The organism is Natronosalvus rutilus (genome assembly GCF_024204665.1).
Lineage (GTDB): Archaea > Halobacteriota > Halobacteria > Halobacteriales > Natrialbaceae > Natronosalvus > Natronosalvus rutilus.
Window position 1 is genome coordinate 112,871 of the sequence record NZ_CP100355.1, and the last position, 26,388, is coordinate 139,258.

The 26,388-nt window shown below is 66.9% G+C and carries 27 protein-coding genes and 1 pseudogene; 15 read left to right on the plus strand and 13 right to left on the minus strand.

The features are described 5' to 3' along the window. The first annotated feature begins 35 nt into the window (after positions 1-35). A complete protein-coding gene (locus NGM29_RS00570) occupies positions 36-242 on the plus strand; it encodes a hypothetical protein (RefSeq protein ID WP_254158332.1) in 207 nt (68 codons plus the stop codon). Between the two features lie 15 nt (positions 243-257). Here NGM29_RS00570 and NGM29_RS00575 read toward each other — a convergent pair whose 3' ends face one another. Next, positions 258-548, minus strand: a complete 291-nt coding sequence (locus NGM29_RS00575; protein WP_254158333.1) for a hypothetical protein — start codon at positions 546-548, stop codon at positions 258-260. Between the two features lie 98 nt (positions 549-646). Here NGM29_RS00575 and NGM29_RS00580 point away from each other — a divergent pair, with 98 nt between their 5' ends. The 3 genes from NGM29_RS00580 (at position 647) to NGM29_RS00590 (ending at position 3,471) form a co-directional block, all read left to right on the plus strand. Next, positions 647-1,873, plus strand: a complete 1,227-nt coding sequence (locus NGM29_RS00580) for an HD domain-containing protein (protein ID WP_254158334.1) — start codon at positions 647-649, stop codon at positions 1,871-1,873. Positions 1,874-2,031: 158 nt separating this feature from the next. Next, entirely contained in the window at positions 2,032-3,054 is a 1,023-nt protein-coding gene (locus tag NGM29_RS00585; RefSeq protein WP_254158335.1) for an amidohydrolase family protein, read from the plus strand. A gap of 123 nt (positions 3,055-3,177) precedes the next feature. Further along, complete coding sequence (locus tag NGM29_RS00590; RefSeq protein ID WP_254158336.1) at positions 3,178-3,471, plus strand: hypothetical protein; 294 nt, start codon at positions 3,178-3,180, stop codon at positions 3,469-3,471. A 130-nt stretch (positions 3,472-3,601) separates the two neighbouring features. Here NGM29_RS00590 and NGM29_RS00595 read toward each other — a convergent pair whose 3' ends face one another. Both NGM29_RS00595 and NGM29_RS00600 read right to left on the minus strand, forming a co-directional pair. Then, entirely contained in the window at positions 3,602-3,745 is a 144-nt protein-coding gene (locus tag NGM29_RS00595) for a rubrerythrin-like domain-containing protein (protein ID WP_254158337.1), read from the minus strand. Between the two features lie 106 nt (positions 3,746-3,851). Beyond that, on the minus strand, positions 3,852-6,785 hold the full coding sequence (locus NGM29_RS00600) for a bacterio-opsin activator domain-containing protein (RefSeq protein WP_254158338.1): 2,934 nt from the start codon (positions 6,783-6,785) through the stop codon (positions 3,852-3,854). A gap of 102 nt (positions 6,786-6,887) precedes the next feature. Here NGM29_RS00600 and NGM29_RS00605 point away from each other — a divergent pair, with 102 nt between their 5' ends. After that, positions 6,888-7,844 carry an MBL fold metallo-hydrolase gene (locus NGM29_RS00605; protein WP_254158339.1) on the plus strand — a complete coding sequence of 319 codons (957 nt, stop codon included), beginning with the start codon at positions 6,888-6,890 and terminating at the stop codon, positions 7,842-7,844. Between the two features lie 48 nt (positions 7,845-7,892). Here the strand turns inward: NGM29_RS00605 and minD are convergent, their stop codons facing one another. After that, positions 7,893-8,804: a MinD/ParA family ATP-binding protein gene (minD, locus tag NGM29_RS00610; protein WP_254158340.1), complete on the minus strand. Its 912-nt coding sequence runs from the start codon at positions 8,802-8,804 to the stop codon at positions 7,893-7,895. 202 nt (positions 8,805-9,006) lie between these two features. Further along, entirely contained in the window at positions 9,007-10,317 is a 1,311-nt protein-coding gene (locus NGM29_RS00615) for a helix-turn-helix transcriptional regulator (RefSeq protein WP_254158341.1), read from the minus strand. Between the two features lie 182 nt (positions 10,318-10,499). Here NGM29_RS00615 and NGM29_RS00620 point away from each other — a divergent pair, with 182 nt between their 5' ends. From NGM29_RS00620 to NGM29_RS00645, 6 genes are all read left to right on the plus strand, one after another. Beyond that, positions 10,500-11,726 (plus strand): DUF7096 domain-containing protein, encoded by a 1,227-nt coding sequence (locus NGM29_RS00620; protein ID WP_254158342.1) that lies wholly within the window; start codon positions 10,500-10,502, stop codon positions 11,724-11,726. Positions 11,727-11,944: 218 nt separating this feature from the next. Beyond that, positions 11,945-12,475 carry a type IV pilin domain-containing protein gene (locus NGM29_RS00625; protein ID WP_254158343.1) on the plus strand — a complete coding sequence of 177 codons (531 nt, stop codon included), beginning with the start codon at positions 11,945-11,947 and terminating at the stop codon, positions 12,473-12,475. Positions 12,476-12,628: 153 nt separating this feature from the next. Next, positions 12,629-13,033 carry a phosphoribosyl-AMP cyclohydrolase gene (gene hisI, locus NGM29_RS00630; protein ID WP_254160657.1) on the plus strand — a complete coding sequence of 135 codons (405 nt, stop codon included), beginning with the start codon at positions 12,629-12,631 and terminating at the stop codon, positions 13,031-13,033. 6 nt (positions 13,034-13,039) lie between these two features. Then, positions 13,040-14,209: a DUF7118 family protein gene (locus NGM29_RS00635; protein WP_254158344.1), complete on the plus strand. Its 1,170-nt coding sequence runs from the start codon at positions 13,040-13,042 to the stop codon at positions 14,207-14,209. Positions 14,210-14,385: 176 nt separating this feature from the next. Continuing rightward, entirely contained in the window at positions 14,386-14,790 is a 405-nt protein-coding gene (locus NGM29_RS00640) for a universal stress protein (RefSeq protein ID WP_254158345.1), read from the plus strand. Between the two features lie 158 nt (positions 14,791-14,948). Further along, on the plus strand, positions 14,949-15,425 hold the full coding sequence (locus NGM29_RS00645) for an HPP family protein (protein WP_254158346.1): 477 nt from the start codon (positions 14,949-14,951) through the stop codon (positions 15,423-15,425). 36 nt (positions 15,426-15,461) lie between these two features. On the opposite strand, the gene NGM29_RS00650 is transcribed toward NGM29_RS00645, so the two are convergent. Next, positions 15,462-16,109 carry a helix-turn-helix domain-containing protein gene (locus tag NGM29_RS00650; protein WP_254158347.1) on the minus strand — a complete coding sequence of 216 codons (648 nt, stop codon included), beginning with the start codon at positions 16,107-16,109 and terminating at the stop codon, positions 15,462-15,464. 84 nt (positions 16,110-16,193) lie between these two features. Here NGM29_RS00650 and NGM29_RS00655 point away from each other — a divergent pair, with 84 nt between their 5' ends. Further along, on the plus strand, positions 16,194-17,492 hold the full coding sequence (locus NGM29_RS00655; protein WP_254158348.1) for a cytochrome P450: 1,299 nt from the start codon (positions 16,194-16,196) through the stop codon (positions 17,490-17,492). A gap of 31 nt (positions 17,493-17,523) precedes the next feature. Here NGM29_RS00655 and NGM29_RS00660 read toward each other — a convergent pair whose 3' ends face one another. After that, positions 17,524-18,456 (minus strand): metallophosphoesterase family protein, encoded by a 933-nt coding sequence (locus NGM29_RS00660; protein WP_254158349.1) that lies wholly within the window; start codon positions 18,454-18,456, stop codon positions 17,524-17,526. A 147-nt stretch (positions 18,457-18,603) separates the two neighbouring features. Here NGM29_RS00660 and NGM29_RS00665 point away from each other — a divergent pair, with 147 nt between their 5' ends. Together NGM29_RS00665 and radA are read left to right on the plus strand one after the other, a co-directional pair. Continuing rightward, the gene (locus tag NGM29_RS00665) at positions 18,604-19,710 is read left to right on the plus strand and encodes an outer membrane protein assembly factor BamB family protein (protein WP_254158350.1); all 1,107 of its coding nucleotides are present in this window, start codon (positions 18,604-18,606) and stop codon (positions 19,708-19,710) included. A gap of 160 nt (positions 19,711-19,870) precedes the next feature. Beyond that, on the plus strand, positions 19,871-20,902 hold the full coding sequence (gene radA, locus NGM29_RS00670) for a DNA repair and recombination protein RadA (protein WP_254158351.1): 1,032 nt from the start codon (positions 19,871-19,873) through the stop codon (positions 20,900-20,902). 147 nt (positions 20,903-21,049) lie between these two features. Here the strand turns inward: radA and NGM29_RS00675 are convergent, their stop codons facing one another. Continuing rightward, a complete protein-coding gene (locus tag NGM29_RS00675; RefSeq protein ID WP_254158352.1) occupies positions 21,050-21,472 on the minus strand; it encodes an iron-sulfur cluster assembly scaffold protein in 423 nt (140 codons plus the stop codon). Between the two features lie 23 nt (positions 21,473-21,495). On the opposite strand from NGM29_RS00675, the gene NGM29_RS00680 reads away from it, so the two are divergent. Further along, positions 21,496-21,726, plus strand: coding sequence for a hypothetical protein (locus tag NGM29_RS00680; protein WP_254158353.1), 231 nt, complete (start codon positions 21,496-21,498; stop codon positions 21,724-21,726). On the opposite strand, the pseudogene NGM29_RS21575 reads toward NGM29_RS00680, so the two are convergent. The 5 genes and pseudogenes from NGM29_RS21575 to NGM29_RS00700 all read right to left on the minus strand — a co-directional run. Then, positions 21,669-21,848 (minus strand): annotated as a pseudogene (locus NGM29_RS21575) (hypothetical protein); the annotation flags it as partial. The gene NGM29_RS00680 and the pseudogene NGM29_RS21575 sit on opposite strands and share 58 nt — an antisense overlap. Before the next feature lie 164 nt (positions 21,849-22,012). Further along, positions 22,013-23,269 (minus strand): aminotransferase class V-fold PLP-dependent enzyme, encoded by a 1,257-nt coding sequence (locus tag NGM29_RS00685; protein ID WP_254158354.1) that lies wholly within the window; start codon positions 23,267-23,269, stop codon positions 22,013-22,015. Positions 23,270-23,369: 100 nt separating this feature from the next. Beyond that, entirely contained in the window at positions 23,370-24,233 is an 864-nt protein-coding gene (locus NGM29_RS00690) for a DUF8054 domain-containing protein (protein WP_254158355.1), read from the minus strand. Between the two features lie 75 nt (positions 24,234-24,308). Continuing rightward, a complete protein-coding gene (locus NGM29_RS00695; RefSeq protein WP_254158356.1) occupies positions 24,309-24,935 on the minus strand; it encodes a DUF309 domain-containing protein in 627 nt (208 codons plus the stop codon). A gap of 351 nt (positions 24,936-25,286) precedes the next feature. After that, positions 25,287-26,384, minus strand: coding sequence for an aminopeptidase (locus NGM29_RS00700; RefSeq protein WP_254158357.1), 1,098 nt, complete (start codon positions 26,382-26,384; stop codon positions 25,287-25,289). Positions 26,385-26,388: the final 4 nt, after the last annotated feature.

Below are 26,388 nucleotides of genomic sequence, written 5' to 3' on the forward strand. Positions count from 1 at the left end.
GTATACTTTTGCCGGGCCATCCTGGATTCTCTCGTATGAGCACCTCCTATACGCAGCAGGCGAACCCGTTCGAGAATCCAATGGTCCGCTACGCGCTCGGCCTCTCCGGGGCAGCGATCATCGCCTTCGTCGCCATCGTCTACCTCGAGGGCCTCGTTCGCTACCTCGCGCTGGGACTCGCCGTCCTCGACGCCGTGCTGGTGCCGAAGTTCCTCGAGTACGCGCTCGAGGCCGAGCAGTAATCGCCCCCTGGCGGTTCACCCCTCGCGTTCCGACGCCGATTCCCCGTTCTCCGGGCCGCCCGGGAGCCTATGTGGTCCCCAAAAGTCTTCGTCGGTTGCCGACTCCGCCCGCTCGAGCAGGGAGAAGACGACGCCGAATCTGGCCGAAACCAGGACGACTGCGAACCACTTCGCGGGATTCTCGAGGCCGTTTTTCGCGGCGACGAAGTACACGAGCGACGCCAGAATCGTCACGGCGAGGACTGGCACCAGTACGATGGCGGCGATTTCGGGCGGCGACGGACGTCGTGACCGGCGTCGCTTCAAGCGGTATTCATCGTTTCGGTGGCCACGGGAGAAAACCGGGAGACTCGCGCGAACCGCGCATACGTCCATTTTTGTACGAGAGCGCCGAATGCGATGGCATGAAAACCATCAAGGACAGCGTCCACGACCACATCGTGGTCGACGGCGTGGCGCGGGACCTCCTCGACACGCCCGCCGTCCAGCGTCTCCGGAACATTGCCCAACTCGGCACTGTCTCGCTCGTCTACCCCTCCGCGAACCACACCCGCTTCGAGCACAGCCTCGGCGTCTACCACCTCGCCTGCGAGGCCCTCGAGCACCTCGGTATCGGCGGCATCGAGGCCGATCGCGTCCAGGCCGCCGCCATTCTCCACGACGTCGGCCACGGCCCGTTCAGCCACAACCTCGAGGAGCTGACCCACCGGAAGACGGGCCGATACCACGACGATGTCCACGACCTGCTGGCCGTGGGCGAGATTGGCGACGTCCTCCGTGAGCACGACCTCGAGCCCGACGCCGTCGCGGACCTGGTCGCCGGCAACGGTCGCTTCGGGCAGATCGTCTCCGGGGAACTAGACGTCGACCGGATGGACTACCTCGTGCGCGACGCCCATCACACGGGCGTTCCCTACGGGACGATCGATCACGGCCGACTGGTTCGCGAGCTTCGCTTCGCCGACGGCGAACTCGTCCTCGCAGAGGGGAACGTCCAGACCGCCGAGAGCCTCCTAGTCGCTCGCGCGCTGATGAATCCGACCGTCTACAGCCACAGCGTCGCTCGCATCAGCAAGGCGATGCTCCGACGCGCGGGCGAACAGTTGCTCGAGGCCGAGGAAACGGACGCCCACACCCTCCAGCGGATGGATGACCACGACCTGATCGTCTCGTTGCGCTCGAGCGACGCCACCGGAGAATTCTCCCGGCGCCTCGATCACCGCGACCTGTACAAGCGAGCCGTCTGGGCCGAGATCGACGACGTGCCGGGCGGGATCATCGAGGCCGACCACGAGGCGATTCGAGAGTTCGAGCGCGAGATCGCCGACCTGGCGAACGTCGATCCCGAGACGGTCATCATCGACGTCCCCGCTCGTCCGTCGATGAAGGAGTCCACGACGCGCGTGCTGGTCAACGGCGACGTCCGCCAGCTGGGTCGACAGTCCCCGCTCGTGGACGCGCTCCGGGCCGCCCAGTACTCCCAGTGGCGACTCGGCGTTTACTCTTCCGACGACGTCCGCGAACCCGTCGGCCGGGCCGCCGTCGACGTGCTGGGCCTCGACATCGACGGCCCGCTCGTCACCGAGGTGCGTGACGGACTGTACGCGACGCTGGATCAGTTCGTGGACTGAGGTCCCCTCGAGCACGCCAGTGAGCGTCTCGAGTCGAAATCGGGGCCGGACTCGAACAGCGACGAACACGAACCGAACCGATATCCAGCAAATCGCCCGCCGAACCCGAGACGCGGCGAAACGGAACCGTTGAAGGCGCCCGAACCGAACCGACGGGCATGAAACTCACCGGAACGATTCTTCGGGGAACGGACCTCGAGCCAGTCGAGGGACGGCTGGTCGTCGGCGACGACGGCCGAATCGAGGCCATCGAGGAGGAAACGGTCGAGAGCGACGACGTCGTGCTCCCGGCGTTTATCAACGCCCACACCCACGTCGGCGACTCCATCGCGAAGGAAGCCGGCGGCGGGCTTTCCCTCGAGGAACTGGTCGCGCCGCCGGACGGCCTCAAGCATCGCCTGCTTCGAGACGCCAGTCGCGAGGAACTCGTCTCGGCCGTCCGAACCTCGCTCGAGTACATGGAACGCGGCGGCACGGCGGTCTGTTTCGACTTCCGCGAGGGCGGCGTCGCGGGCGTGGAGGTACTTCGCGAGGCCGCCTCAAGTCAGGCGATCGACGCCTACGCGTTCGCTCGCGAATCGCTCGAGGCGATGGAGGCGGGCGACGGGTTCGGGGCCAGCGGGGCCAACGACGACACCTTCGACCGCGAGCGCGAGGCGACCCGCGAAGCTGGCAAGCCCTTCGCCATCCACGCGGGCGAGGCCGACCCCAGCGACCTCCACCCGGCGATGGACCTCGAGCCGGAGTTTCTGGTCCACGTCGTCCACCCCGAGGACGACCACCTCGAGCGGATCGCGAGGGAAGAAATTCCCGTCGTGGTCTGTCCGCGCTCGAACCTCGTCACCGGGGTCGGCCTCCCGCCCGTCGAGGAGTTGCTCGAGCGAACGACGCTCGCGCTGGGCACCGACAACGTGATGCTCAACTCGCCGTCGATGTTCCGGGAGATGGAGTTCCTCGCGAAGTGCTCCGACCTCCCCGCTCGCGAAATCCTGCGGATGGCGACGATCAACGGGGCCGCCCTGATGGATTTGGAGTACGGCTCGCTCGAGGCTGGAAACGTTGCCCGCGTGCTGGTGCTCGACGGCGATTCGCCGAATCTCGACGGCGTCCGCGACCCCGTCCGGGCGGTCGTTCGACGAGCCGGGGTCGACGACGTGAAACGAGTCGTCTTCGCCGACTGAGGGTCCTGCGAGGATGGCGCGCTGGTCCCGCCTCGAGGCTGTCGGCCGTCGCTCGGGCGAGGCGGTGGACCGATACTGACAGCTCGAAGGAATCTTTTTGACGAGAGACGTGTAACGAAAGCTATGGTACTAGCTGGATTGCGGCAACTCAACGTCTACGGGAAAGTCGCGACGGGAAGTGCGTGCCTCGGCCTGATCGTCCTTCTCGTCGGGGGGCCGCCCTATCCCTACGAAGCGGTCGTGCTGTTCGGTATCGCCGCGCTCACGGTCGGACTGGCGATGTATCGGGGTTCCGGTTCAGACGATGACGACGAGTATGCACCGGACAGCCCCCCGACGCGTTCGAATCGGCAGAAAGAACGCGAGAAGAAGGTTGAAGCGGACAAAGTGCGGGCTATAAACGAAGGGGACCTGTAAGGGGCTCGACGGGGGCGGGTATCGAACTCGCCTCTCGAGAGGAACTGATCGAGAGGAGGTTCGGTGTGTCACTCGGGCGGGTCACTCGGGGACCGGCCGACACGTACCGCTACGGTTCGTCACCGGCTCGTTACTCGATCGGCATCGCCGTGTTCCGATAGGCGACCCCGCACGCGGGACAGGTTCCGGGGTTTGTCGTCGCGGTGACCGTGTCCCCGCACTCGAGGCACTCGTAGGTCGATTCGGCCGCTGGATCGTATGGAGCATCCTTCATGGGTAGCCGGCCACGCGACGGTCGGTGGCCACGTAGTGCAATATTTGCCCGACGCCGATGGGCGTGGTGGTTCATTTCTAAACCCCCCTTCGACACAGCAGGTTTACTATTGAACCCCCGTCGCGTACGAGTCCTCGAACAGGATCGAAAAGAGTGTTCGCTCGACCGCCCTGACGTGGTTCGAGAAGGCCGTCGGAGAGATGTCCAGCGAGTCAGCGATGGCCGAACCGGTCTGAGCTCGCGGTGTCGCGAAGAACCCGGCGTGGTAGGCCGTCCGAACCACCTCGAGTTGGCGGTCGGTGAGCGACTCCAGAACCGCGGATTCGAGGCGGGCGCCAGTCGTCGGGGGTCCGGTCCGTTCCCGGCGCGTCGCGAGCGAGGCGTCGGGGTAGGTCGATCGGACGAGGTCGTCGATCGACGCGGTTTCGACCGGACTTGGCACGTCCACGGAGAGCGTCGTGCCGTCGGGATCGGCGGTGAGTCGGCGGACGACGCCGCCGTGTTCCGCCAGCCGGGTCGCGAGCGCCAGCTCGGAGAGCGTGAGCCGAACGAGGCCACCGTCCGCGCTCGCACTCGCACTCGCGCTGACGACGTGTGCGTCCTCGACACCGGTCAGGGACGAAGCCTGGTCGACGACCGCCTCGGGCGAGCAGCCAGAGACAGTGACGAACGTCAACACGCCCGATTCCAGGCGCTGGATACCGCCCTCGAGGTCGAGCCGGCACTCGAGGGTTCGCGCGAGGCGATCGATCGCCGTCCCCGTGTTCTCGACGTCGGCCTCGTAGGTGAGTTCCGCCACACGGCCGCCCAGCAGGGCGTGGGTTCGTTCGACCGAACCGATCGCCGAGGCGATGGTCTCGCCGAGTTCCCGGAGCACTTCGCGCGCGGTCTCGTCGAAGGCGTCGGGTCGGTCGGCGTAGACCGTCAGCGCTCCGTAGCTGAACTCGTCGTACGCGAGCGGGACGCTGGCGACGGATTGAAACCCGCGGGTCAGCGCCGGCGAGCGCCACTCCCCCGCCCGCAGGTCGTTCGCGACGTTCTCGACGACCGTCGGCGACCGGGTCTCGAGCGTGCGCGAGGTTGGCTCCGACTCCATCGAATCGGCCGCGAGGGTCTCGAGCGCGTCGAGATAGCCCTGACCGTCGCCGGCCCAGGCACGAGGCGTGATCTCGTCGGTTCGCGGGTCGAGCGACCCGATCCAGGCGAACGCGAATCGGTCGGCGTCGGTGAGGCGACCGCAGACGGCGTCCTCGATGTCGTCGCGGGTGTCGGCCCGAACGAGGTCCCGTCCGATTTCGCGGATGATCTCGTTGATGCGATCGAGCGCGCTCAGGCGCTGGTTCTGTCGCTTGAGTTCCCGATCTCGCGCCCTGAGTCGCGAATCTCGTTCGACCCGGTCGAGGGCGGCCTCGGCGGTCGCCGCCAGCAGATCAGCAACCTCGATCGTGACGTCGTCGAGCGTAACGAGGTCGGCGGTCCCGGCCAGGAAGACGCCGTGGTCGGCGAGCGGAACGATGACGCCGCTTCGAAGCCCGTCGACGGGCGAATCAGACGGGTCGAGTCCCTCGAAGACGTGCGTATCGTCCTCGACGAACGCGTTCGCGACCGCGTCGTCGGCTCCCAGCGGGATCGACTCGAGCCGGTTGCGGTCGCCGATACCGGCACGGGCCGCCGCCTCGAGCGCGTTTGCCGCCGTATCGAAGCGATAGACCGCCGCCGACGGGAGCGAGAGGACGGCCTCGACGTCGTCGACGACGCGCTGGGCGATCTCGGCCTCCGACTCGGCGTACAGGAGGGCGCGGGCCGTCTCGTGGAGCGACGTGAGCGCGCGTTCGCGCTGCTTTCGCGTGGTGACGTCGCGACAGCTAAACAGCCGGCGGCCGTCCTGGATCGAGACCTCGCGGACGTTCACGAGCAGCGCGTGCTCGTCGCCGTCCCGGTCAGTCGCCGTACACTCGACGTTCGTGAGGACGCCCCGCTCGGCGAGTGCCTCTTCGTCGTAGAACTCGCCCAGCAGGGCGTCGATGGTTCCCAGTTCGTGGATCTCCGCGGCGGTGTAGCCGAAGATGAAGTGGACGTTTGGGCAGACGTACGTGAAGCGCCCCTCCTCGTCGGTGAGCAACACCGTGTCGGTCATGTGCGCGAGCGTCACCCGGTGGAGTTCCTCCGAGCGCCGGAGTTCGCGGATCGTTTCGACGCGTTCGGTGACGTCGCGGCCGAGGACAACCACCCCCTGGTCGCCCGACTCGATCGGGTGAAACGAGAGCGCGAGCGTTCGTCCTTCGTCGTCCGGAAGCGTTCGTTTCTCGGTATTCGGACGCGAGAGCGTCACCTCTCGCTCTGCGTACGCGCCCGATCGGGCGGCCTTGAGCCCCGACTCGAGCGGGCTGACGGCCTCGAGCGCCCAGTAGCGACGATCCACGAACGAGCGGCCGACCGGATCGGCTCCCGTCTCGAAGCCTTCGCGGACTGCCGGATTGGCCTCGGCGATCGTGCCGTCGGCCTCGAGCACCCAGAGGTACGGTCCGACGTCCGGCGCGTCACCGTGGTCGCCGCTCGTCGAGACGTCGGCGACGGCGTCGAACTGGCGAGCCCGCCGGCGAGCGTCGGACGCCGACCGCCGCCTCCCGGATTCGTCTCGGTCCTCGAGGACCGTTTTGAGCGCCTCCTCGAGGAGCGACTCCCGATCGTCGAACGGCACGTACCCGCTCGCACCCGCCGCGAGGTGCCGGCTGGCGAGGCGTTCGTCGCCGTCGACCGGTACGGTCACTACCGGACGGGACGGCCAGCGCGACCGCACGCGTTCGACGAGCGAGCACCCGTCGTCCGGCGACGTCGTCGCGTCGACGAGGACGACCGCCGGGTCGTCGCCGTCCCAGGTCGCGAGCGGAGCGTCCGAATCGGCCGTCGAAACCGCCACAGGCTCGAGTTCCGAGACCGTCGCCTCGAGAGCCGCGCGCACCGCCTCGATCCACTCCGGGGCACCGATCAGCAGTGCCGTGTTCGGTGCGGGTTCGTCGATACCGGTACCGCGTTCCATCGGTGGCCCTTCTCGTCGAGTCACTATAGTAGTCCGCCTGAGGGCTGTTTCAGGAACCGCCTCGAGGACAGGTTTTATCGCCCGCGACCTCGCCGTCTCCGTATGGACACGGACGCAGACACGAATACGGACACGGACATCGGAGCCGTCCGCGAGGTCGACGCCGACGACTGCGCCGACCTCTACTTCGTCGACACCGGCATGTATGACACGAGCGAGTACGGCGCGGCGTACGTCCTCGACGCCGACCGTCCCGCCGTCGTCGAGACGGGCATCGGGACCAACCACGAGCGCATCCTCGAGGCGCTCGACACCATCGGAATCGATCGATCGGACCTCGAGGCCATCGTCGTTACCCACATCCACCTGGACCACGCCGGCGGCGCCGGCTTCCTCGCCGAGGCCTGCCCGAACGCCGATGTCTACGCCCACCACGTCGGCGCCCCCCACCTGATCGATCCCGAACGCCTCGTCGCCGGGACGAAAGCCGCCGTCGGCGACCAGTGGGAGTTCTACGTCGACCCCAATCCCGTCCCCGAAGAGCGCGTCGTCGCGTTCGAAGACGGCGACGTCATCGACCTCGGGAACTACTCGCTGATCGCCCACGACGCGCCTGGCCACGCGCCCCACCAGGCCATCTTCAAGGTCCCCAAGATGGACGCCGTCTTCACCGGCGACGCCGCCGGCATTTGGGTCCCCTCACTCGAGACGATTCGCGAGACCTCCCCGCCCGCACAGTTCGATCTCGAGGGCTGCCTGGACGACCTCGAGACGATCCGCAAGATCGATCCGTCGGTCCTCCTCTACACCCACTTCGGCCCACGCGAGGTCGACGACCTGGGGGCCGCACTCGAGGCCTACGGCGACGTCCTCGAGTCGTGGGTCGGCCGGGTGGAACGAACGCGAGCGGAACTCGAGGACGACGAGGCTGTGGTCGACGCGCTTGCCGAGGGGGCCGACGAGCGATTCGTCGAGGTCTGGGGCGAGCGAAAGACGCGCGCCGAAACCGCGATGAACGCCCGCGGCGTGCTGGGCTATCTCGACTGGACGGACGCGTGAGGTCGCCCTGAAGAACGGTTCCGGCGACAACGGCCCCGGCGACTCTCGCTAGCTCGAGTCCGACTCTGCCTCGGTGATCGCGCTCGAAACGTCGTCGTGGGATGCCGCCTGGCTCGATTCGACGTCCTCATCCGACGGCCGGGACGACGAGGATGACGAGGACGAGGCGGGCTGTGAGGATGGATCGGGAGTCGTCGACTCGTCGGATTCGGCGTCCTCGTTCGACGCGTCCTCCGGGACGCTGGGCGGTTCGATACCGGCGAGATCCGCGGCGAGCCGACGATAGGCGACCGCAGCCGGGCTATCTGGATCGTGCACAACGAGGGGCGTTCCCGCGTATACGCTCTCGCGAACGAGCGGATCGTCCGGAATCGTGCCGAGGAGTGCCAGGTCGAGTCGGTCGGCAATCTCTTCGTAGGAGACGTCGCCCATCGGCCGGGTCCGGGTTACGATCAGCCCGGCCGTCGAACCGCCCGCCCGTTCGGTCAACTCGATGGTCTTTTTGACGTCGTGAACCGAGGCCGGTTCCGGGGTGGAGACGAGAAAGACGGCGTCGGCGAGGCCCAGCGGAAGGACAGTCTCGTGGCTCACGCCGGCGCCGACGTCGAGCAGGACGTACTCGAACTGGTCGCGAAGCGTCTCGACGACCTCCCGAAGCCCCTCGGGGCTCGTTTCAGCGTAGTCGTCGAGCCCCGTCCCGCTCGGGATCGCGACGATGTTATCGGCGAGGTTGTACGTGGCGTCTTCGATCGACGCGTTGGATGCCAGCACGTCGTGGAGCGTCGTTGACTCGGGGCTCAGGCTCACGAACCCGGCCAGGTTCGCCATGCCGAGGTCGACGTCGACGATGGCGACGCGTTTGCCAGCCTGGGCGAGGGCTGTCCCGAGATTCACCGTCGTCGTCGTCTTCCCGACACCGCCTTTTCCACTCGCGATGGCGTATACCGTCTCTTGAGACATACTCGATTACTAGCCAGACAGTGTAGCGGGAGGACCTTAAATCGTGAGCACACCGCCTCGAGTCGTGTCAGTACGACTGAGTACGAGTTCTCTGATGCGCTCGACGCAGGAAGCGGGAAGCAGGAAGCGGTAGTCGAAAACTCGAGACGATCCGCAGGGAGCGAGCGTCGAAAGGATGTGAGCGTCGAGAAGGTCGCGAGCGTCAATCGAGTTCGGTCGGATCGATCTCGGGTAGCGTGATGAGGTTCTCCCGACCGATGCGGAGTTTCTCGATCTCGTCGTCGTCGTCCATCTTCGAGAGCAACTGGGAGACCTTGGCGTTCGACCAACCGGTCTCCTTGACGATCGAGGCCTGTTTCATCCGACCGCCGTTGCCTCGCAGGAGTCGGAGCACCCGCTCTTCGTCGCTGAGCAGGTCGGGATCGATCCCGCCTTCGTCGTCGGGTTCCTCGACGAGGTCGTCCGGTGGGGCGGCGACGGGCGGGGTCGTCGGATCTCGCACCTCTGGTTCATCGTCCTTGAGTCGGGCGCGAACGGGGGCCGGGAGCCAGGCAGGTACCGAGGACGAACTCGAGCGCTGAGTCACGAGGTAGCCGCCGACGACGGCGACGGTGAGCAACGCGAGGGCAGCACCACCGAGGAGGACGGTCTCCGCGCCCCAGCCTTCCTCGAGCGGTTCTGAAGGCGGCGTCTCGCCGCCGGGATCGCCGGGTTCGTCGGTGTCGTCGCTCGACGATTCTCCCCGGAGCAACTCGAATTCTCGTTTGTCGCTGCCATCCTCATCGGCGAACTCCACCGGACCGTCCCAGACGAGTGCGCCATCGGACCGTCTCGAGAAATCGCTGGGAAGCGAATGGAACCCGTAGTTGGACGGGATATCCACGACGAGTTGCTGGTCGTCGTTCAGCGCCGGGAACCAGGAGCCGTCCCCGTCCGGCGACTCGAACGCGTCACCCACGGTGATCCGACTCTCCCCGGTCGTCGCGAACGACTCCCACGTGAACGAGTAGGCGACGACCCCGATGCGGTCGGTCGACTGCTCGCCCATCGGGCCGGTTCGATTGACGTCCTCGATTCGCGGCTCGTCGTACCCGGCGTCGACGAGTGCCATCTCGCGGCCGGTCGCCTCCGAGGCCGCCTCCACGTACTGCTCGTACGCCGACGCGTCGTACCCGCCGTCGCGCTCGCCGTTGGCGACCGAGGCGGCGTACGACTGGAACGCCTCCTCGTCCTCGGCGTCCTCGAGGAGGAAGCGACTCTCGATCGTCCACCGGGCGTCGCCGCTGTCCGTGACGTTGATCTTGATTACCTGCTGCGGGTCAGCCGGCTGGAGCTGACCGCCATCGCCATCGTCGTCGCTATCGTCGTCCTGGACGGCGAGTGGTGACTGCTCGAGCGTCGGCTGCTCGTGAGCCGAGTGATCGGCAGGCGCGGTCGCGGCCACGACGCCAACACTGACGGCGGCCACGAGGAGGACCGTGAGGGCAACGACACTCGCGCGGGGAAACCGCATACGTCTCAACGGGTATCTCCCAGGGCAAAAAACCCTTTCCATCCCCAATAAAACGTTATTTCCGCTTCTAAACTGTCTCCGACGCTCTCGAGGCGTTTCGTAACGTGGTTTCACCTGTCGCAATGGCATACCAGTCAGGAGACGGGCGGGTTTTTGTACCAGGGGTTCTATAGCAGTGGCTAATGACCAAGGCGTCCCCCGCCCTCCTGGCGTTGTTACTGGTCTGTGCCCTACCGGCGGTAACGCTGGTCGCTGCCGCTCCCGCCCCCGGGTCGTCGACCGGCACCGAGACGCAATCGACGGTCCTGACGACCCCGCACGACTCGAACGGCCCCTTCCTCGAACTCGAGAACACGGCGAATCGACTCACCGTTCCCGAGGAGAGTAAGCGCACGTATACCTCGCCGACACAGGATTTCGGGACGGCGATCGCGTCGGCCGACGACGAGGTTCGCGCGGACGCCGGCCACTTCGCGTTCGAGCAAGCGTTCGACGAGACGACCGATCCGAACGAACGCGCCGACCTGATCGACGCATCGCGCGACAGGATGGAAGCCCGCGTGCAGGCCCTCGACGAGCGCGAGCAGCGGGCCGTCCAGGCGTACGCGAACGGTACCATCACCGAACAGGAGTTCACGCAGGTACTGTTGCGCAACTACAACGAGGCGAACGAACTGGAACAGCAGTATCGTGACCTCCTCGAGTACGCCAATCGGGTCCCCGGATACAGTCGCAATAGCGTTCGACCCATGGCGGGAACCATCGCGACTCACCAGAGCCAGGCGCGCGCCGAAATCGCCGCCGCCTCGGCGGCAGACCGATCGCCAACAGTGACCATCGAAACGAGCGACGTTGGGTACCGACTCTCCCTGATTTCGGGCGATCGGTACTTCCAGGAGGTGGCTCGCTTCGATCTCCGTGACCGAGACGGCGACTCCCAGTTCGGCTCGTTCTCCGCGGCCGAGAGCCACGCGGCCGAACGGTATCCGTGGGCGCAGGGCAACGCGAACTCGTACCATTTCTCTTCGACGGCCAGTCCGAACCTCTACCTGACCGAGATCTCCCACAACCACGGCGAACTGTACAGCTACATCGACGGGGCGACCGAAGCCGTCGCCCGCGAACACCAGTCGCTCGTCGTCTCGCGACTCCCGATCGAACACCAGAACACCTGGGAGCGAGACACCGTCGCGATCACCCTGAACCGAACTCCCGGAGACGGTCCCGCGGAAGTCCGCGTGACCGACCTCGAGACCGGCGAACCGGTCGAGGCGACCGTTCGTCTCGATGGCGTCGCCGTCGGACAGACGGGGAGCAACGGATACCTCTGGCTGGCGACGCCGGCAGGCGACTACGAAATCGAAGTAGAGACGGCAGACGAGACGGTGACGATCGCGCCGGCCACCTGATACCTCGTCGCCACAGCCTTCTGTCCATCCAGTACCTCGAGAATCCCGTCGCGATAGTTCGTCGTCGATCTTCTACCTCGAGAAATCCATCCTACAGCAGGCCAGTACCACCGGAAATCGGCGCGAGCGGTGCCACATAACTCGCTGCCTCGCCGTACCGATCTCTCGTGGAACAGTCGTGCAACCATTTATATTCAATAGCGCGGCCAGGATGGCCCGTGTCCACGCCTCGATCCGTACCGGACGCTCGATCGGCTTCTCCGGCCGACCTGGAGAGCGGCCGCGATCGAGCCGTCAGCCCGCTCGTCGGAACGATCTTGCTCGTCGCGATCACGGTCTTGCTGGCAGCAACCGTCGCGACGGCGATGGGGTCGCTCTCGCTCGAGTCCGACTCGAGCGCCACTGCAGCCATCGAGTTCGAGGTCGACGCCGACCGGAACGAACTCGTCTTCGAGCACGCAGGTGGCGACGCACTCGACGCTCGCGACCTGACGCTCGAGGTGACCATCGACGGCGAACCGCTCGCCCACCAGCCACCGGTGCCGTTCGTCGGGGCGACGGGGTTTCGTGGCTTTCCCTCGGGCCCGTTCAACGCCGCGACCGGTCCGACCTGGACCGTCGGCGAGCGTGCGACGATTCGCCTCGCTGCGACGAACTCGCCGGCGCTCGCTGAGGGTGCTGTCGTGCGGGTTCGTCTCATTGATGCGGACGGGACGGTCGCGCGGGTCGTGGCCGAGGTCTGCCGATGACCACCGCGAGTTAGCAAACGACCCATAGCTCCAACAGTCAGCAAAAGACCCATAGCCCCAACGGTCATCGAAGCGAGTATGACCGAACCGACTCCGGCCAGAGGCGGGAGCGGCAGGACTGGCGGGGCCGACGAGACTGGCCTCGAGGGGCGGATCGAAGTTGACTTCGGCGACGACGGCCTCGTGCCGGCCGTCGCCCAGGACGCCGACTCCGGGGCGGTGCTGATGCTCGCGTACGTCTCGCCGGCAGCGCTCGAGGCGACCCTCGAGACCAGCACGGCCCACTACTACTCGCGGAGCCGCGAAGAACTCTGGGAGAAGGGGGCGACAAGCGGCCACACCCAGTCCGTCGAGGAGGTGCGCGTCGACTGCGACGCCGACGCCCTCCTGTACCTCGTCGATCAGACCGGCGGTGCCTGTCACACCGGCCACCGGTCGTGTTTCTACCGGACGATCGAGGGCGACAATGTCGGCGAGCGAGTGTTCGATCCGAACGCGGTTTACGACAGTGAGGACGGCAACGAAATCGGCAACGAGGACACCAGCGAGGACGACTGACGAACGATGCCAGATACCGCTCACGATCTGACGACGGGCGACGGATCGGACCCGAGAGCCGACGCCGACGCGGCGAGGGAGCGACTCGAGCGCGCCAGCGAGCGTCTCGAGGCCGCGAAGACGGCGATCGACGAGGCCGGCGGCCGCGAGACCGTCGAGACGGGGGCCGACGCCTACCGATCGGCCGCGAGCCTCCTCGACCGGTACGTGGACCTGGCGACCGGCACGGGGCGGGAGACGTTCAAACACTACATCAATCTCGAGGGCGAGTACTCGACGCTCGTCGAGGACTTGCCCGCGGACCTCCCCCACCGCGAGGCGTTCGAGGCGTCATTCGAGGCCGTCGACAAGCGTCGACTGCACGAGTCGGACTTCGAGAGCGCGGAATCGGCGCTCGGGCCGGCCGAACGCTTCGTCGACCTGCTCCAGGAGGAGGCCGCCGCCGAGGAAGAGGTGACACTCGCACGAAAGGCGGCGACCGACCAGCTCGACGCGCTTGAGGACGAGATCAGCGATCTCCAGCGACTGCGCTCGCTCGCCGACGCCGACCTCGAGGCCCCGGTGGACCGCCTTCGAGACCCCATCGAGGCCTACAACGAGTCGATTCGGGAGGCCTTCGAGTCGTTTCTGTACGACCGGTCTGCACGGACGGTGTTCGACCTGCTCGAGCGCAGTCGGCTCCGGCCGTTCGTCGACTTCGAAACGCCGCCGCCAGAGCTGCGCGAGTACGTCGAGGACAACGACGCGGGCACGTACTCGATCCCGGAACTCCTTGAGTACGCCGAGTACTCCCGGTCGAAACTGGATCACTACGTCGATGACCCCGACGAACTCAAACGACGAATCGCCACCCGACAGACGTACCTCGAACGAATCGACGCGACGCCGCTAACGCTGTCGTGGCCGCCCGCGGACGCGACGACCCTGCGGTACGCGATCCGCGACCGGCGACCGCTGGTCGAACGCATCGGCGGACAGGAGCTCGTCGAGGGCTTGCTCGCGGTTCGGGAACGGACGTACGACGACGACTACGACCGACTGCAGACCGCCGCGAACGCACTCGACCAGCTCTCGGCGACGGAACGCGAGCGCCTCCAGCGTCGGGACATCGACGCGGAACTCGAGGGGATTCGAGACGCGCGCGAGGAACTCGAGGCGGCGCTCGCAGATGGGTAGCGGTCGCGGACGGGTAGAGCTCGTAGATAAGGAGCGTTCGCAGATGAATTCGATTGCAGATGGATAGCGTTCGCAGACGGTAGTACTGGCAGACGGATAGCCCTCGAGCACGGCGACCGCCCCGACGACACGAAGATCCGCGAGGATTTTTGACCGCGGCGCTCGACCGTTCAGACGTGAGTCGACACCTCCTCGTCGCTATGGACGACTCCGAGCCGGCCAGAACGGCTCTCAACTACGCGCTCTCAGCGTTTCCGGAGTCGAAAGTCACAGTGGTCCACGTCGTCGACGACCTCGAGGCGGGCTACGGCGGCGGGCCGACCGCGGAGGCGGCCCGCGACCAGGACGAACCCGCGTTCTTCGCGGACGTCCGCCGACTCGCCGAGGGCCACGCGGGTGACGTCGCGCTCGAGGTGCTCGAGGGGACCCCCGTCGACGCCATTCTCGAGTACGTGCGCTCGAACGATGTCGACGGCGTCGTCGTCGGGAGCGAGGGCCGTTCCGGCGTCTCGCGGATGTTGCTGGGGAGCGTCGCCGAAGGCGTCGCCCGGCGTGTCGAGGTTCCAGTGACGATCGTCTGACTCGAGACCGGGACCGGACTCGTCGTCCACCCTGCGCGTCGTTCCGATACGGTCGGATTTCGAGTACGCAGTGAATGCTATAGATTTTATAGCAGCGTCGTTCTCGACCGGAGGGCGAAACCGGCGTTCCTTTTTATCCGCAATCAAAATGACGGGTGATGGACGACCGCGTGGGGACGACGCTTCACACCGGCCTGTTACTCGCCGTGACCGGCACGCTCGCGTGGCTCTCCGGACTCCCCCTCCTCTTTCCGAGCCTGGGCCCCTCGGCGTTCGTCCTCGCGCTCTTCGAACGCAGCGAGGCGACCCGTCCGCGGCGCGTCGTCGGCGGCCACCTCATCGGCGTCGTCGCCGGACTGCTCGCCTACCACGTCGTCGCCGGCGACTCCGCCATGACCGTCGCGTACGAACCCGGCTCGCTCGAGGGACTGCGCCTGGCAACCAGCGGCGTGCTCGCGACGACGGCCACCGCGGGCGGGATGCTCGCGACGGATACCCGTCACCCGCCCGCGTGCGCGACCACGTTGATCGTCTCGCTGGGGCTACTCTCGACGGTCCTGGAGGGGGCATTCATCGTGCTCGCAGTAGCGGTGCTGGTCGGGGTCCACCGATCGATACTGCTGGCGACGAACTGACACCGATTCGACGGAGGCCCACGCGTTCGAATCCGATCACTCGAGCGCGCTCTCGACGAGGCGTCGCTCGGCCTTTCGCAGGTGTTCGCCGACGGTACTCGGCGCACACTCGAGGACGGCCGCGAGGTCTTCGTGGCTCGCCGTTCGCGGCACGTCGTAGTAGCCGTGCTCGAACGCGGCGGCCAGAACCTCACGCTGACGAGCGGTCAACGCCCGGCCGCCCACGAGCCGATCGGCGCGGTACGGGCCGACCTCGAGAATCGTCGCCTCGAGCGGGTCCGGAAGGTCGGTGAGCGTCGTCGAGAGGTCCGTCTGGGTGCCGACGACCGTCATCTCGACGCTTCCGTCCGCCCGGAACGTCGCCGGCAGCAGGACGACGAGGCTCTCGCGGGTGAGTCCCTCTCGAAGCGCGCCGACTGCCGCCGGCGCACGAAACCTGACGTAGGCGAACACCGATCCCGCTTCGGCGCTGGCGACATCCCACTCCAGAACGTCGGACTCGGCCTCGAGGACGCTGCGGACGGCTGCCGCGTTCCCGTCGATCGAGAGCGAGTACGTCGGCGCGTCGGTGTCGGCGACGCCGCCCGCGAGCAGGTGAACCGCGTCGACGTCCTCGTGGGCCGCAAGGGCCGTCACGGGCGTCTCCGGACCCGACGCAGCGATACGAACGCGAGCGTAGTGCATGAGGGAAAGTGCTCGCTAATCACATATAAACTACCGTGTCAAACCGGCACCAGGGATACGCCTCGAGCGGCGTCACGCTCGAGTATGAACGAGTCGATACCCGAACCCGTCGGCCTCCCGCTGCTTGGAAACGCGCTGTCGATCGGTCGGGATCCGTTCGGGTTCGTCGAGGACGCCGTGGCCGACCACGGCCCGGTCTTCCGTGTCTCCGTGCCGGGGCTCTCGTTCGTCTGCTACGCAGAGCCCTCGCTAGTCGAACGGGTCCTCGTCACCGAGCGCGACCGCTACGAGAAGGACCCCCGCGAACGGAATCTGCTCGGCCCGCTCCTGGGCGCCGGCCTCCTGACCGCGCGAGGTGAAACCTGGGAGCGCGGGCGCAAGCAGGTCCAGCCAGCGTTCTACCCCGGTCGACTGCGGGCGTACGGCGAGGTCATGCTCGAGCGAACGGACGGGTTCGTCCAGCGCTGGTCTGACGGCCAGCGCGTCGACGCGTACGAGTGGGCGCGAGGGCTCACCCTGTCGATCGTCGGGTCGGTCGTCTTCGGCGTCGATGGCGTCGAGGAGATGCGGACGATTTCCCGCGCCGCTGACGCCATCACGGGCCGGTTCGAACCCTTGAGCGTGACCCTCGAGGTCCCGCTCTGGGTGCCGACGCCGGCGAACCGTCGCTACCGACGAGCCGTCGACGACCTGGACGGCGTCATCGCGGATCTGCTCGACCGTCGACGGGCGTCGCCGGGTTCCGGAGACGACCTCTGTGCGACGCTACTCGCGGCGGCCGACGATGGTGCGATGTCGGACGAACAGGTCCGCGACCACCTCCTCACCATGCTGCTCGCCGGGCACGAGACGACCGCTATCGCGCTCACGTGCGCGATGGCGTTGCTGGCGACCCACCCGGACGAGCAGGCGCGCGTGCTCGAGGAAGTGCGCGAACCGGAGACCGTCGACGCCGGCACCGCGTTGCCTCGCACGGACCGGGTGATCCGGGAGACGCTTCGGCTCTACCCGCCGACGTACCTCCTCTTCCGGCAGGCGATCGCTGACGACGAGGTCGCCGGCTACGAGATTCCGGCGGGAACGAGGATCTGCCTGCCTCAGTGGGGAATTCACCGGGACGAACGCCTGTTCGACGCGCCCCGTTCGTTCCGTCCGGATCGGTGGCTCGACCCCGACGCGTACCCCGACTTCGCGTACTTTCCGTTCGGCGGCGGGCCGCGCGCCTGTATCGGCCGCCGATTCGCCCTCCTCGAGTTACGACTCGCGCTGGCGACGATCCTGCGGACGGTCTCGCTCGAGGCGACGCCGGAAACCGAGTGGTCACCGACGCCAGCACTGACGTCTCGCCCGGACGGTCCCGTCTGGGTTCGTGTCCGTAGCTAGCCGGGACGTACCACGTCGCTGCGTTCTCGCCTCACCACTCCTCGAGCAGCGGGTACGCCGCGTGCTGGGCCGCCGAGAGCAGGACCCGATCCTTCTCGTAGCCGTGCGCGATCGACTCGACCATCCCGTCGCTGTCGGTCAGGGGCACCTGGCGGACGGTCGTGCCCCGTTCGTCGACCTCGAGGACGAGTAGGGCATGGGGAAACGAGGAGACGGCCGGAACGGTGAGTTCCCGAACGCCACCGCTCGATTCGATCGCCGGAAAGTGGAGGTGACCGGTGACGACCAGTCCGACGTCGTGGTCGGCGAGCACCTCGAGCAGCGGTTCGGGGTTCGAGAAACCGGGGACACGCCCCTCGACGGGTAACTCGTCGCGCCAGCGCTCGTAGAGTTCGCCGGTCGCGGGGAGGTTGTGGTGGATGGCGACGAGCGTCGCGTCGGCGGGCGTCGTCTCGAGCGTCTCGTCGAGCCACATCAGCGTCTCGGCGTCGACGCGTCCGTCCCAGGTCTCGGCGGGCGAGTCGGGTTCGGCGGCGTGGCTGTCGAGACCGATCACCTCGAGGTCGCCCACGCGAACCCGGAACGGGAGGCCATCGGGCGTGTAGCGCGCCTCGAAAGCCTCGATCGGTAGCGACTCGCGTTCGTCGAAGGTCGTCGGTTCGTCGTGGTTGCCCGGAATCGCGACCGTCGGCGGGTCGAACGTCGCGAGTTCGTCGAAGCGATCGAACTCCGTCTGCGTCCCGTTTCGCGTCAGGTCGCCCGCGAGGAGGACGCCGTCGACGTCGCGCTCGTTGACGCACCGGACGGCAGCCCGGAGGTGGCGCTCGGTCCGGTGAAAGACCTTCCACGTGCCCGTGGCGTCGGTCGCCAGGTGCACGTCCGAACCCACCGCGAGCGTTGTCGGCTCCGGGGTTCGTGGGCGCTCGAGGCGAGCCAGCAGTTGGCCGGCGTGGAGGCGAGCCATCGTGCTGGCGAACCACGAGGAGCGGGATAACGCTTCGCGCGGGAGCGGTCGTTCGGACAGTCTCTAGGACGGTCGAGACTCGAGACGCCAGCGTGGACCTCGAGCGTTCCGTCGGTCTTATCGTCCCCGCCTCACATGCATCGAGCAGTGACCGAGTGGAACCAGTACCGCGGCGACGAGCGCAAGACGGCTCGACTCGAGGTGGACGCGAGCCTCGAGGGACTCCATCGAAAGCCCGTCGAGCGATGGACGGCCGACCTCCGAGGGCCCGTCGCCTGTCCGCCAGTCGTCGATCGAGACGGCGTCTACGTCGCCACGACGGAGGGAACCGTCACCGCGCTCGACTTCCAGGGCCGGCGGCGCTGGGTGTACGAAACGGACGCGTCGACGCACCTGACCCCCGCCGTCGACGGCTACGTCTACTGCTGTCTCGAAGACGCGCTGGTCGCACTCGAGGCCGAGACGGGCGACCCTGTCTGGACGCGCGAGGCGACGGAGCTCTACACGACGCCGCCGACGCTCGCGGGCAACCTGCTGCTGGTGGGAGACGCCGAGGGTATCACCGCGATCCACGCAGAGACGGGCGAAGCGATCTGGACGAACGACCTCGAGGCTCCGCCAGTCGGCGCCATCGCCGTCGACGACGAGCGGGTGTACGTCGCAGTCCAGGACGAGTCGGTCTCCGCGATGGACCTCGACTCGGGCGAGGATGTCTGGCGCGTTCCGGCCGACGGAGTCGTCGTCGGCGGCCCGACGCTCGCGGACGACCGCGCCTACGTCGCCGACGAGAGTGGGACGGTCCTCGCGCTCGACGCGGAGACGGGCCAGACCTGGTTCACCTACAAAATCGACGGGGCGTTCACCTTGGCGCCGACTGTCCTCGAGGGCGCGGACACGCTCTTCGTCGCCGCCGACGACGACACCCTCCACGTGACCGACACGACGTTCGGCAATCGCAAACTCCGCGGACTCCTGTTCTCGAAGCCCGGCCTCCCGCTCGACGACACGCCTGCCACCGATCCGATCGTGGTCGGCGACACCGTCCTGGTCGGCGACCAGTCGGGCGGCCTCTACGGCGTAGACACCGACGGTCCGGACTTTCGCTGGCACCTTCCGCTCGAGGCGGGAATCGCGAGCACGCCCGCGCCCGCGTTTGAGGTGGACTCGTTCGACAACGAACCCTCGAGCGTCCGCCTGTTCATCGGGGACGAGGTGGGTCGACTTCGCTGTCTCGCGTGGGACGCCGATCAGTGAACGTTCGTCGAAATCTCCTCTTTCGCTCACACCCGTCGGCGCGCGCCATCGTATACAAACCCTCGCTTCGGCCCCAACTGGGGCCCGCTCTCGTCCACCACTTTCACTTCCACTCTACTGTTAACGAGGGTTTATACCCCATCCGGCACAACGACCGGGTATGGCAGACGTAGACCTCGAGACGCTCCCCGGCGTTGGACCGGCAACCGCGGACAAACTCACCGAAGCCGGCTACGACTCCTACCAGAGTCTGGCCGTCGCCTCCCCCTCCGAACTATCGAACACCGCCGACGTCGGCGAGTCCACCGCGGGCGACATCGTCCGCGCGGCCCGCGATGCCGCGGACATCGGCGGCTTCGAAACCGGCTCGACCGTCCTCGAGCGACGAAACCAGATCGGCAAACTCACCTGGAACATCGACGAGGTCGACGACCTCCTCGGCGGCGGCATCGAAACCCAGTCGATCACCGAGGTGTACGGCGAGTTCGGTGCCGGCAAGTCCCAGGTCACCCACCAGATGGCCGTCAACGTCCAGCTCCCCAAGGAAGTCGGCGGTCTCCGCGGGAGCGTCATCTTCATCGACTCCGAGGACACCTTCCGCCCCGAGCGAATCGACGACATGGTCCGCGGACTCCCCGAAGAGGCCATCGACGCCGCCCTCGAGGACCGCGAGATTGAAGGATCCGCGGGTGACGAGGATGCGCTCGACGAACTCGTCGCGGACATGCTCGAGAAGATCCACGTCGCGAAGGCGTTCAACTCCAACCACCAGATGCTGCTGGCCGAGAAGGCCAAAGAGATCGCCGGCGAGCACGAGGACTCGGAGTTCCCCGTTCGCCTGCTCTGTGTCGACTCGCTGACCGCCCACTTCCGCGCGGAGTACGTCGGCCGTGGTAACCTCGCGAACCGCCAGCAGAAGCTCAACAAACACCTCCACGACATTGACAAGGTCGGCAACCTCTACAACGCTGCCGTCATTGTCACGAACCAGGTCACCTCCAACCCCGACGCGTTCTTCGGCGACCCGACCAAACCCATCGGTGGCAACATTCTCGGCCACAAGTCCACCTTCCGAATGTACCTCCGCAAGTCCAAGGGCGACAAGCGGATCGTCAAGCTGGTCGACGCGCCGAACCTCGCTGACGGCGAAGCCGTCATGCGCGTTCAGGACGGCGGACTGAAGCCCGAGTAGGCTAGTCGTAGACGACTCACGCCGCTCTTTACCTCCCGGCCCGTTCCTCGAGCACCACGAGCGCCCGCTATCTGTGCTCGAGCGAGGTGGTGGCACTCTCGCTATCGACGCGTGGCGGTAGCAAAAACGAGCGTCGGTGTCAGTCCGTCAGTCGTCCTCGGTCGTCGTCTTCTCGGCCTCGAGTTCGCCGCGGTAGATCTCGGCACCGTCCTGGGCGACCTTTTCGGCTAACACCGCGCACTTGATCCGCATCGGCGAGATTTCGACGCCGAGCATGTCGACGATGTCGTCGCGGTCCATCTCGAGTAGTTCGTCGATCGTGGTGCCCGGCAGCTCCGTCGAGAGCATACTCGCCGACGCCTGGCTGATCGCACAGCCGTCGCCGGAGAAGGCGACCCGCTCGATCGTCTCGCCGTCGTCGGCGAGGACGACGTCCATGCGGATCTCGTCGCCGCACATCGGATTCTCGCCGACGTGGGTGAACGTGGGATCCTCGAGTTCCCCGTAGTTGCGGGGGCTCTTGTAGTGATCGAGGATCTGCTGCCGGTACATATCGGAGCCGAGTCCCATTTGCCGACACGTAGGTCGGTGGCGTGGAAAAGGGTTCCGGGGCGCTCGGGAGCGAACGGCCTGGAAACGGCTCGCGGGCCGGTGGGGTTTCGGACGAGCGGTCGTGGTCGTGGTTGCCAACTCGCTCGTCGATCTTGGGCGGGCGTACACAACACGCGTCCGCGATGGCGAGAATGCCGACGGTCGAGGCTGCCGCCAGCGACTGGAGAACCGACAGCGCGGTCGGAATCGTCGCCGCGAGCGCGGACGCGTAAGCCAGCGGGATAATCCCAAGCGTGAGATCGAACCTTGAGGCTCTCGAACCGCCATTAGTGGCGGTCTCGAGGGTTGAAACGATCCGACTGCCGACCGGTCGGTCGCGAGTCGTCTCTATCATCGTACTCACTGCGGCACCCGACCTACCGTCGCTCGAGGGAAAAGCCGAATCGTTGCATTGTTTCTCGGTTTGGCACTCGTTCCCAGGCGACGGGGCACCCGCACTCGCTCGTCTGAGGGTGACGAACGGCGCCGCTCGCGTGAGAGAGCGTTCGAGCCGAAAAATCAGGCGAACAACTCGCGCGCGCCGCCGATCGCTTCGACAAGCGCGTCGACCTCCTCGTGCGTGTTGTAGACGTAGAACGACGCTCGCGCGGAGGCGGCGACGCCGAGTTTGTCGTGCAGCGGCTGGGTGCAGTGGTCGCCCGCGCGGATGGCGACCGCGTGATCGTTCATGATCGAGGCCAGGTCGTGGGCGTGGACGGACTCGAGGTTGAAACTCACCAGGCCACCGCGGTCGGGGCCGGGTTCGGGGCCGTACACCTCGATATCGTCGAACTCGCTCAGCCGGTCGTAGGCATAGCCCGCCAGTTCCTCCTCGTGAGCGCGGACGCGGTCCATCCCGATGTCCTCGAGGTAGTCGATCGCCGCCTCGAGGCCGACGGCTTCGGCGATGGGCGGGGTGCCGGGTTCGAACTTCCAGGGGAGGTCGGCCCAGGTCGAGTCCTCGAAGGTGACCTTCTCGATCATGCCGCCGCCGTAGAGGTAGGGCTCGAGGTCCTCGAGCAGGTGTTTTTTCCCGTAGAGGACACCGATGCCAGTGGGGCCGGCCATCTTGTGTCCCGAGAAGGCGTAGAAGTCGGCGTCGATGGCCTGGACGTCCACCGGGCGGGTGGGGACGGCCTGCGCCCCGTCGATGAAGGCGTAGGCACCGTGGTCGTGGGCGAGGTCGGCCAGTTCCGAGACGGGGTTGACGGTACCGAGCGTGTTCGAGACGTGGACCGCCGAGACGATGGCGGTGTCGTCGGTGACGAGGTCGCGAGCGTGGTCCATGTCGAGGCAGCCGTCGTCCGTAATCTGAATGTACTTCACGTCGGCACCGGTGCGCCTGGCAATCTGCTGCCAGGTGACCAGCGAGGCGTGGTGTTCCATCTCCGTGAGGACGACCTCGTCGCCGGGGCTGAGTTCGGTCAATCCCCAGGCGTAGGCGAGCAGGTTCTCGCTCTCGGTCGTGTTCTTCGTGAAGATGATCTCCTCGCGACCCTCCCCCCCAATGAACTCGGCAACCCGGTCGTGGGCCTCCTCGTAGAGAATAGAGGCCTCCTGACTGAGGTGGTGGATGCCCCGGTGGACGTTCGCGTTCGATTCGCGGTAGTAGTCGCTCATGGCGTCGACGACCTGGTCCGGGGTCTGCGTCGTCGCTGCATTGTCGAGGTAGACGAGCCGGCTCCCGTCGAACTCGCGCTCGAGGATGGGGTAGTCCTCGCGGAGAGAGGCGACGTCGAGGGGGTCGGCGCCTTCGCGCTGGTGCTGGTGGCTCATTACGCGAAGACAGGCGCTGGAGACAAAACACTCCTTCGGTCGGTTGCAGGTTCGCCGCAATCTGGGACGGGGATGGGGTAGATTTCGAGCGGGCCCGAAATCAGGCGTCGACCTCGAGCAGCCGCGCCTCGCAGTCGTCGCAGGTGATGGCGTAGACCTCGTAGGAGCGACAGCACGACTCGACGGTCTCGGCATCGATCGAGATGGCCCCGCTGCAGGCCGGGCAGGTCTCGATAAAGGCGCGCAGTCCGCTCGCGAGCTGGCTCCGCTGGTCGGCGGGCAGGGTCTCCCACCCCGGCACGCGCTCGGCGAGCACCTCGAGCCCGGCGAGGTCGGCGACGAGGGCGGCGTCGGACTCCCAGCGGGCGGCGACGTAGCCGTCGACGCGGACGACCACCGGATCCTCCGGGCGCTCGCCGCTGATCTCGATGGCCCCGGGGTCGGCCTCGAGCAGGGGACCGAGTTGCTGGGGTCGGTCGCCGTCCTGGACCACGTCCATGCGCTCGTGCCACTCGCGTCGGACGTCCTCGCGGAGACACAGGTCGTCCTCGTCGACGCAGGGTTCGACGACGTTCGCCTCGAGCAGCGTCTCCTCCGGGGTGAGGCGCGTTTCGCGTTCGTGGATCGGGTCGGGTCCATGGCCCGCCGTCGTGTCGGGGTCGGAGTCGGAATCAGTCTCGAGCCCGTACCCAGGCGGCGCCTTGTCGAACTTCGCCAGGAGCCAGTCGGGGAAGTACCGTTTCGTCAGCGCGGGCGTCCCGGGAACGAGGTAGCCGCGAACGTAGATCGCGAACGCGGACACGGCGAACACCGCGATGCCCGCGAGCGGGACGACCACACCGACGGCGACCGCGAGGACGCCTGCGATGACGACGTTGACGGCGGTACACGGCGTGCATCGATTCTCGCCCGTGTACTCGGGCTGGCGCAGCCGGTCGATCGTTCGAGAGAGGCCTGCAGACATGTTCGTCACGTCGACTGGTGGGATAAAAAATACGTCGGTGGTTCATCAGTCCACGCTACGCGCCCGTCTGGTCGGTCACGGGTCAGAATCGAACAATCCCTCGACGTCCCGCCGCTTCGTTCGGCGGCGCTCGACGTGAGCCGAGAGCCGATCGTACACCAGCGCGCGGTCGGCCGGCTCGCGGACGAAGTCCTGGACCAGCGCCAGGAAGCGACTGGTCGCCCGTTCGGCCTCGAGGTCCGCCCGGGCGAACGCGACTCCGTCCTCGAGGATCGCTTCGTCGTAGCCGAACTCCTCGGCCAGGACGCCCGCTGCCAGGAACGTCGCCTCGAGGTCGAGATCCGCCAGTTCAAGCGCCGCACCGGCGTATTCGAGGGTCGGGGGGCGGCGGCGCTCGATCACCTCCGGATCGCTCGCGAGGGTTCGTAGGGAGCGACGGACGGCAGCCACATCGACCCCGCGGTAGTCCGCCGGAAGGTCCTCGAGGTACTCGTGGGCACTCGCGGCCAGCCCCGTCGCCCCCGCCCAGTTGCGGTTCCGCGCGTGGTAGATCGCTGCGGTGAACTGGATCAGTCCGTGGAGCAGGCGCTCGTGGTCGGTGCCCGCCTCGAGGTCGAGCCAGTGGGCCTCCCAGGCGTCGTGGGCGGCGTGGTAGTAGCCGTCGTTGTAGATGGCGATGCCGGCCCGGAGCGCGTCGCGCATAGCCGTAAGTATCGGGTCGAGCGCATAAAAAGCCGGATACGTGCCGCCTCCGGCGGGGCGGACAGGTCAACGATGCGGGGACGAGCAGCCCACCGTCCGTATCGACTGATCGGCTGTTCTGGCCGTCGGTCGCCTCGGATCGAGCCGCCTCGAGCACGCCGACGGCCACCGCCGCCGATCGAGCGGTGAGGAAACCGACGAGGACGCATCACAAGAGTATGGGGTCGTTTACGGATGGTAGGGACCGCCCAACCGTGCATCTACCGGTCGTCCTCGAGCGTCTCGCTCGCACCCACCGTCTCACTCTCGCTTCGCGACTCGTTCGCAAAAGCTGGATCAAAAAGTACCTGCTCAGGCCTCGAACTCGCGCTCCCACCTGAACGTCCCGTTTCGCTGCACAACTTCCCCGTCCACCTCGAGCCGAGACTCCTCGCTCATATCTGTAATCATGTCGGTGTGGACGGCCGACTCGTTGCCCATCTGGCCCTCCGGCAGGCAGGCGTCGTAGGCCCGACCGACCGCCAGGTGAACGGTGTCGCCCATCTTCTCGTCGAAGAGGATGCTGTCGGTAAAGCGGTCGATACCGCGATTCATGCCGATGCCGAGTTCGCCCAGGCGTCGGGCACCCTCGTCGGTCTCGAGGATGTCCGTCAGGACGTCCTCGCCCTGGGCAGCCTCGTGGTCGACCACCTCGCCGGCTTCGAACTCGAGGCGGACGTCTCTGACGGCCTCGCCGTCGATCGTCATCGGGACGTCGAACGTGACGGTTCCCTCCGTGTCGTAGGGCGCTGTGAACACCTCGCCGCTCGGGAGGTTGTGCGAGTCGTAGGCGACGGATGCAGCGCTGTTGACCGCCGTCCGGTCCTCGATCGACATGGTGAGGTCGGTTCCCTCCTTGACCAGTCGGACCTCCGATCCGGCGTCCAGGACGTCCTTCATCTTCGCCATCTCCTCGGCCAGGGCCTCCCAGTCCCGGAGGATGGCGTCGTAGGCGAAGTCCTGGTACTCCTCGTAAGCCATCCTGGCCTGCTGGGCGAGCGAGCGCGTCGGGTGGACGGTCGAGACCCAGCGGGTGTCGTAGCGCGCCTCGCGGACCCCCGAGCGCGCCGTGCGGTAGGTCTGGCGGGTCTCGCTCGGCACGTCGGCCATCGCCGCCGTGTTTCGTCCGCCCCCGATCGAGAGCACGACGTCGGCTGCCTCGTAGAGGCGGCGTTCGTACTCCGGGTCCTCGTCGAAGTCGCCGTCGTGCGCCTGGAGGTACGCTCGACTCACCTCCCCGGAACCGTAGGTCGTGAGCAGGTTCGCCCCGCGCTCGCCGAGTTCCGCAGCGACGGCGACCGCGAGGTCGTGTGCCTCTGGCCCGACCGAGAGCACCACGTCGTCGCCCGCCTCGATCCGAGCACTCCAGTCGACCAGCACTGATGCGTGTTCGCGTACGCGTTCGTCCATACCT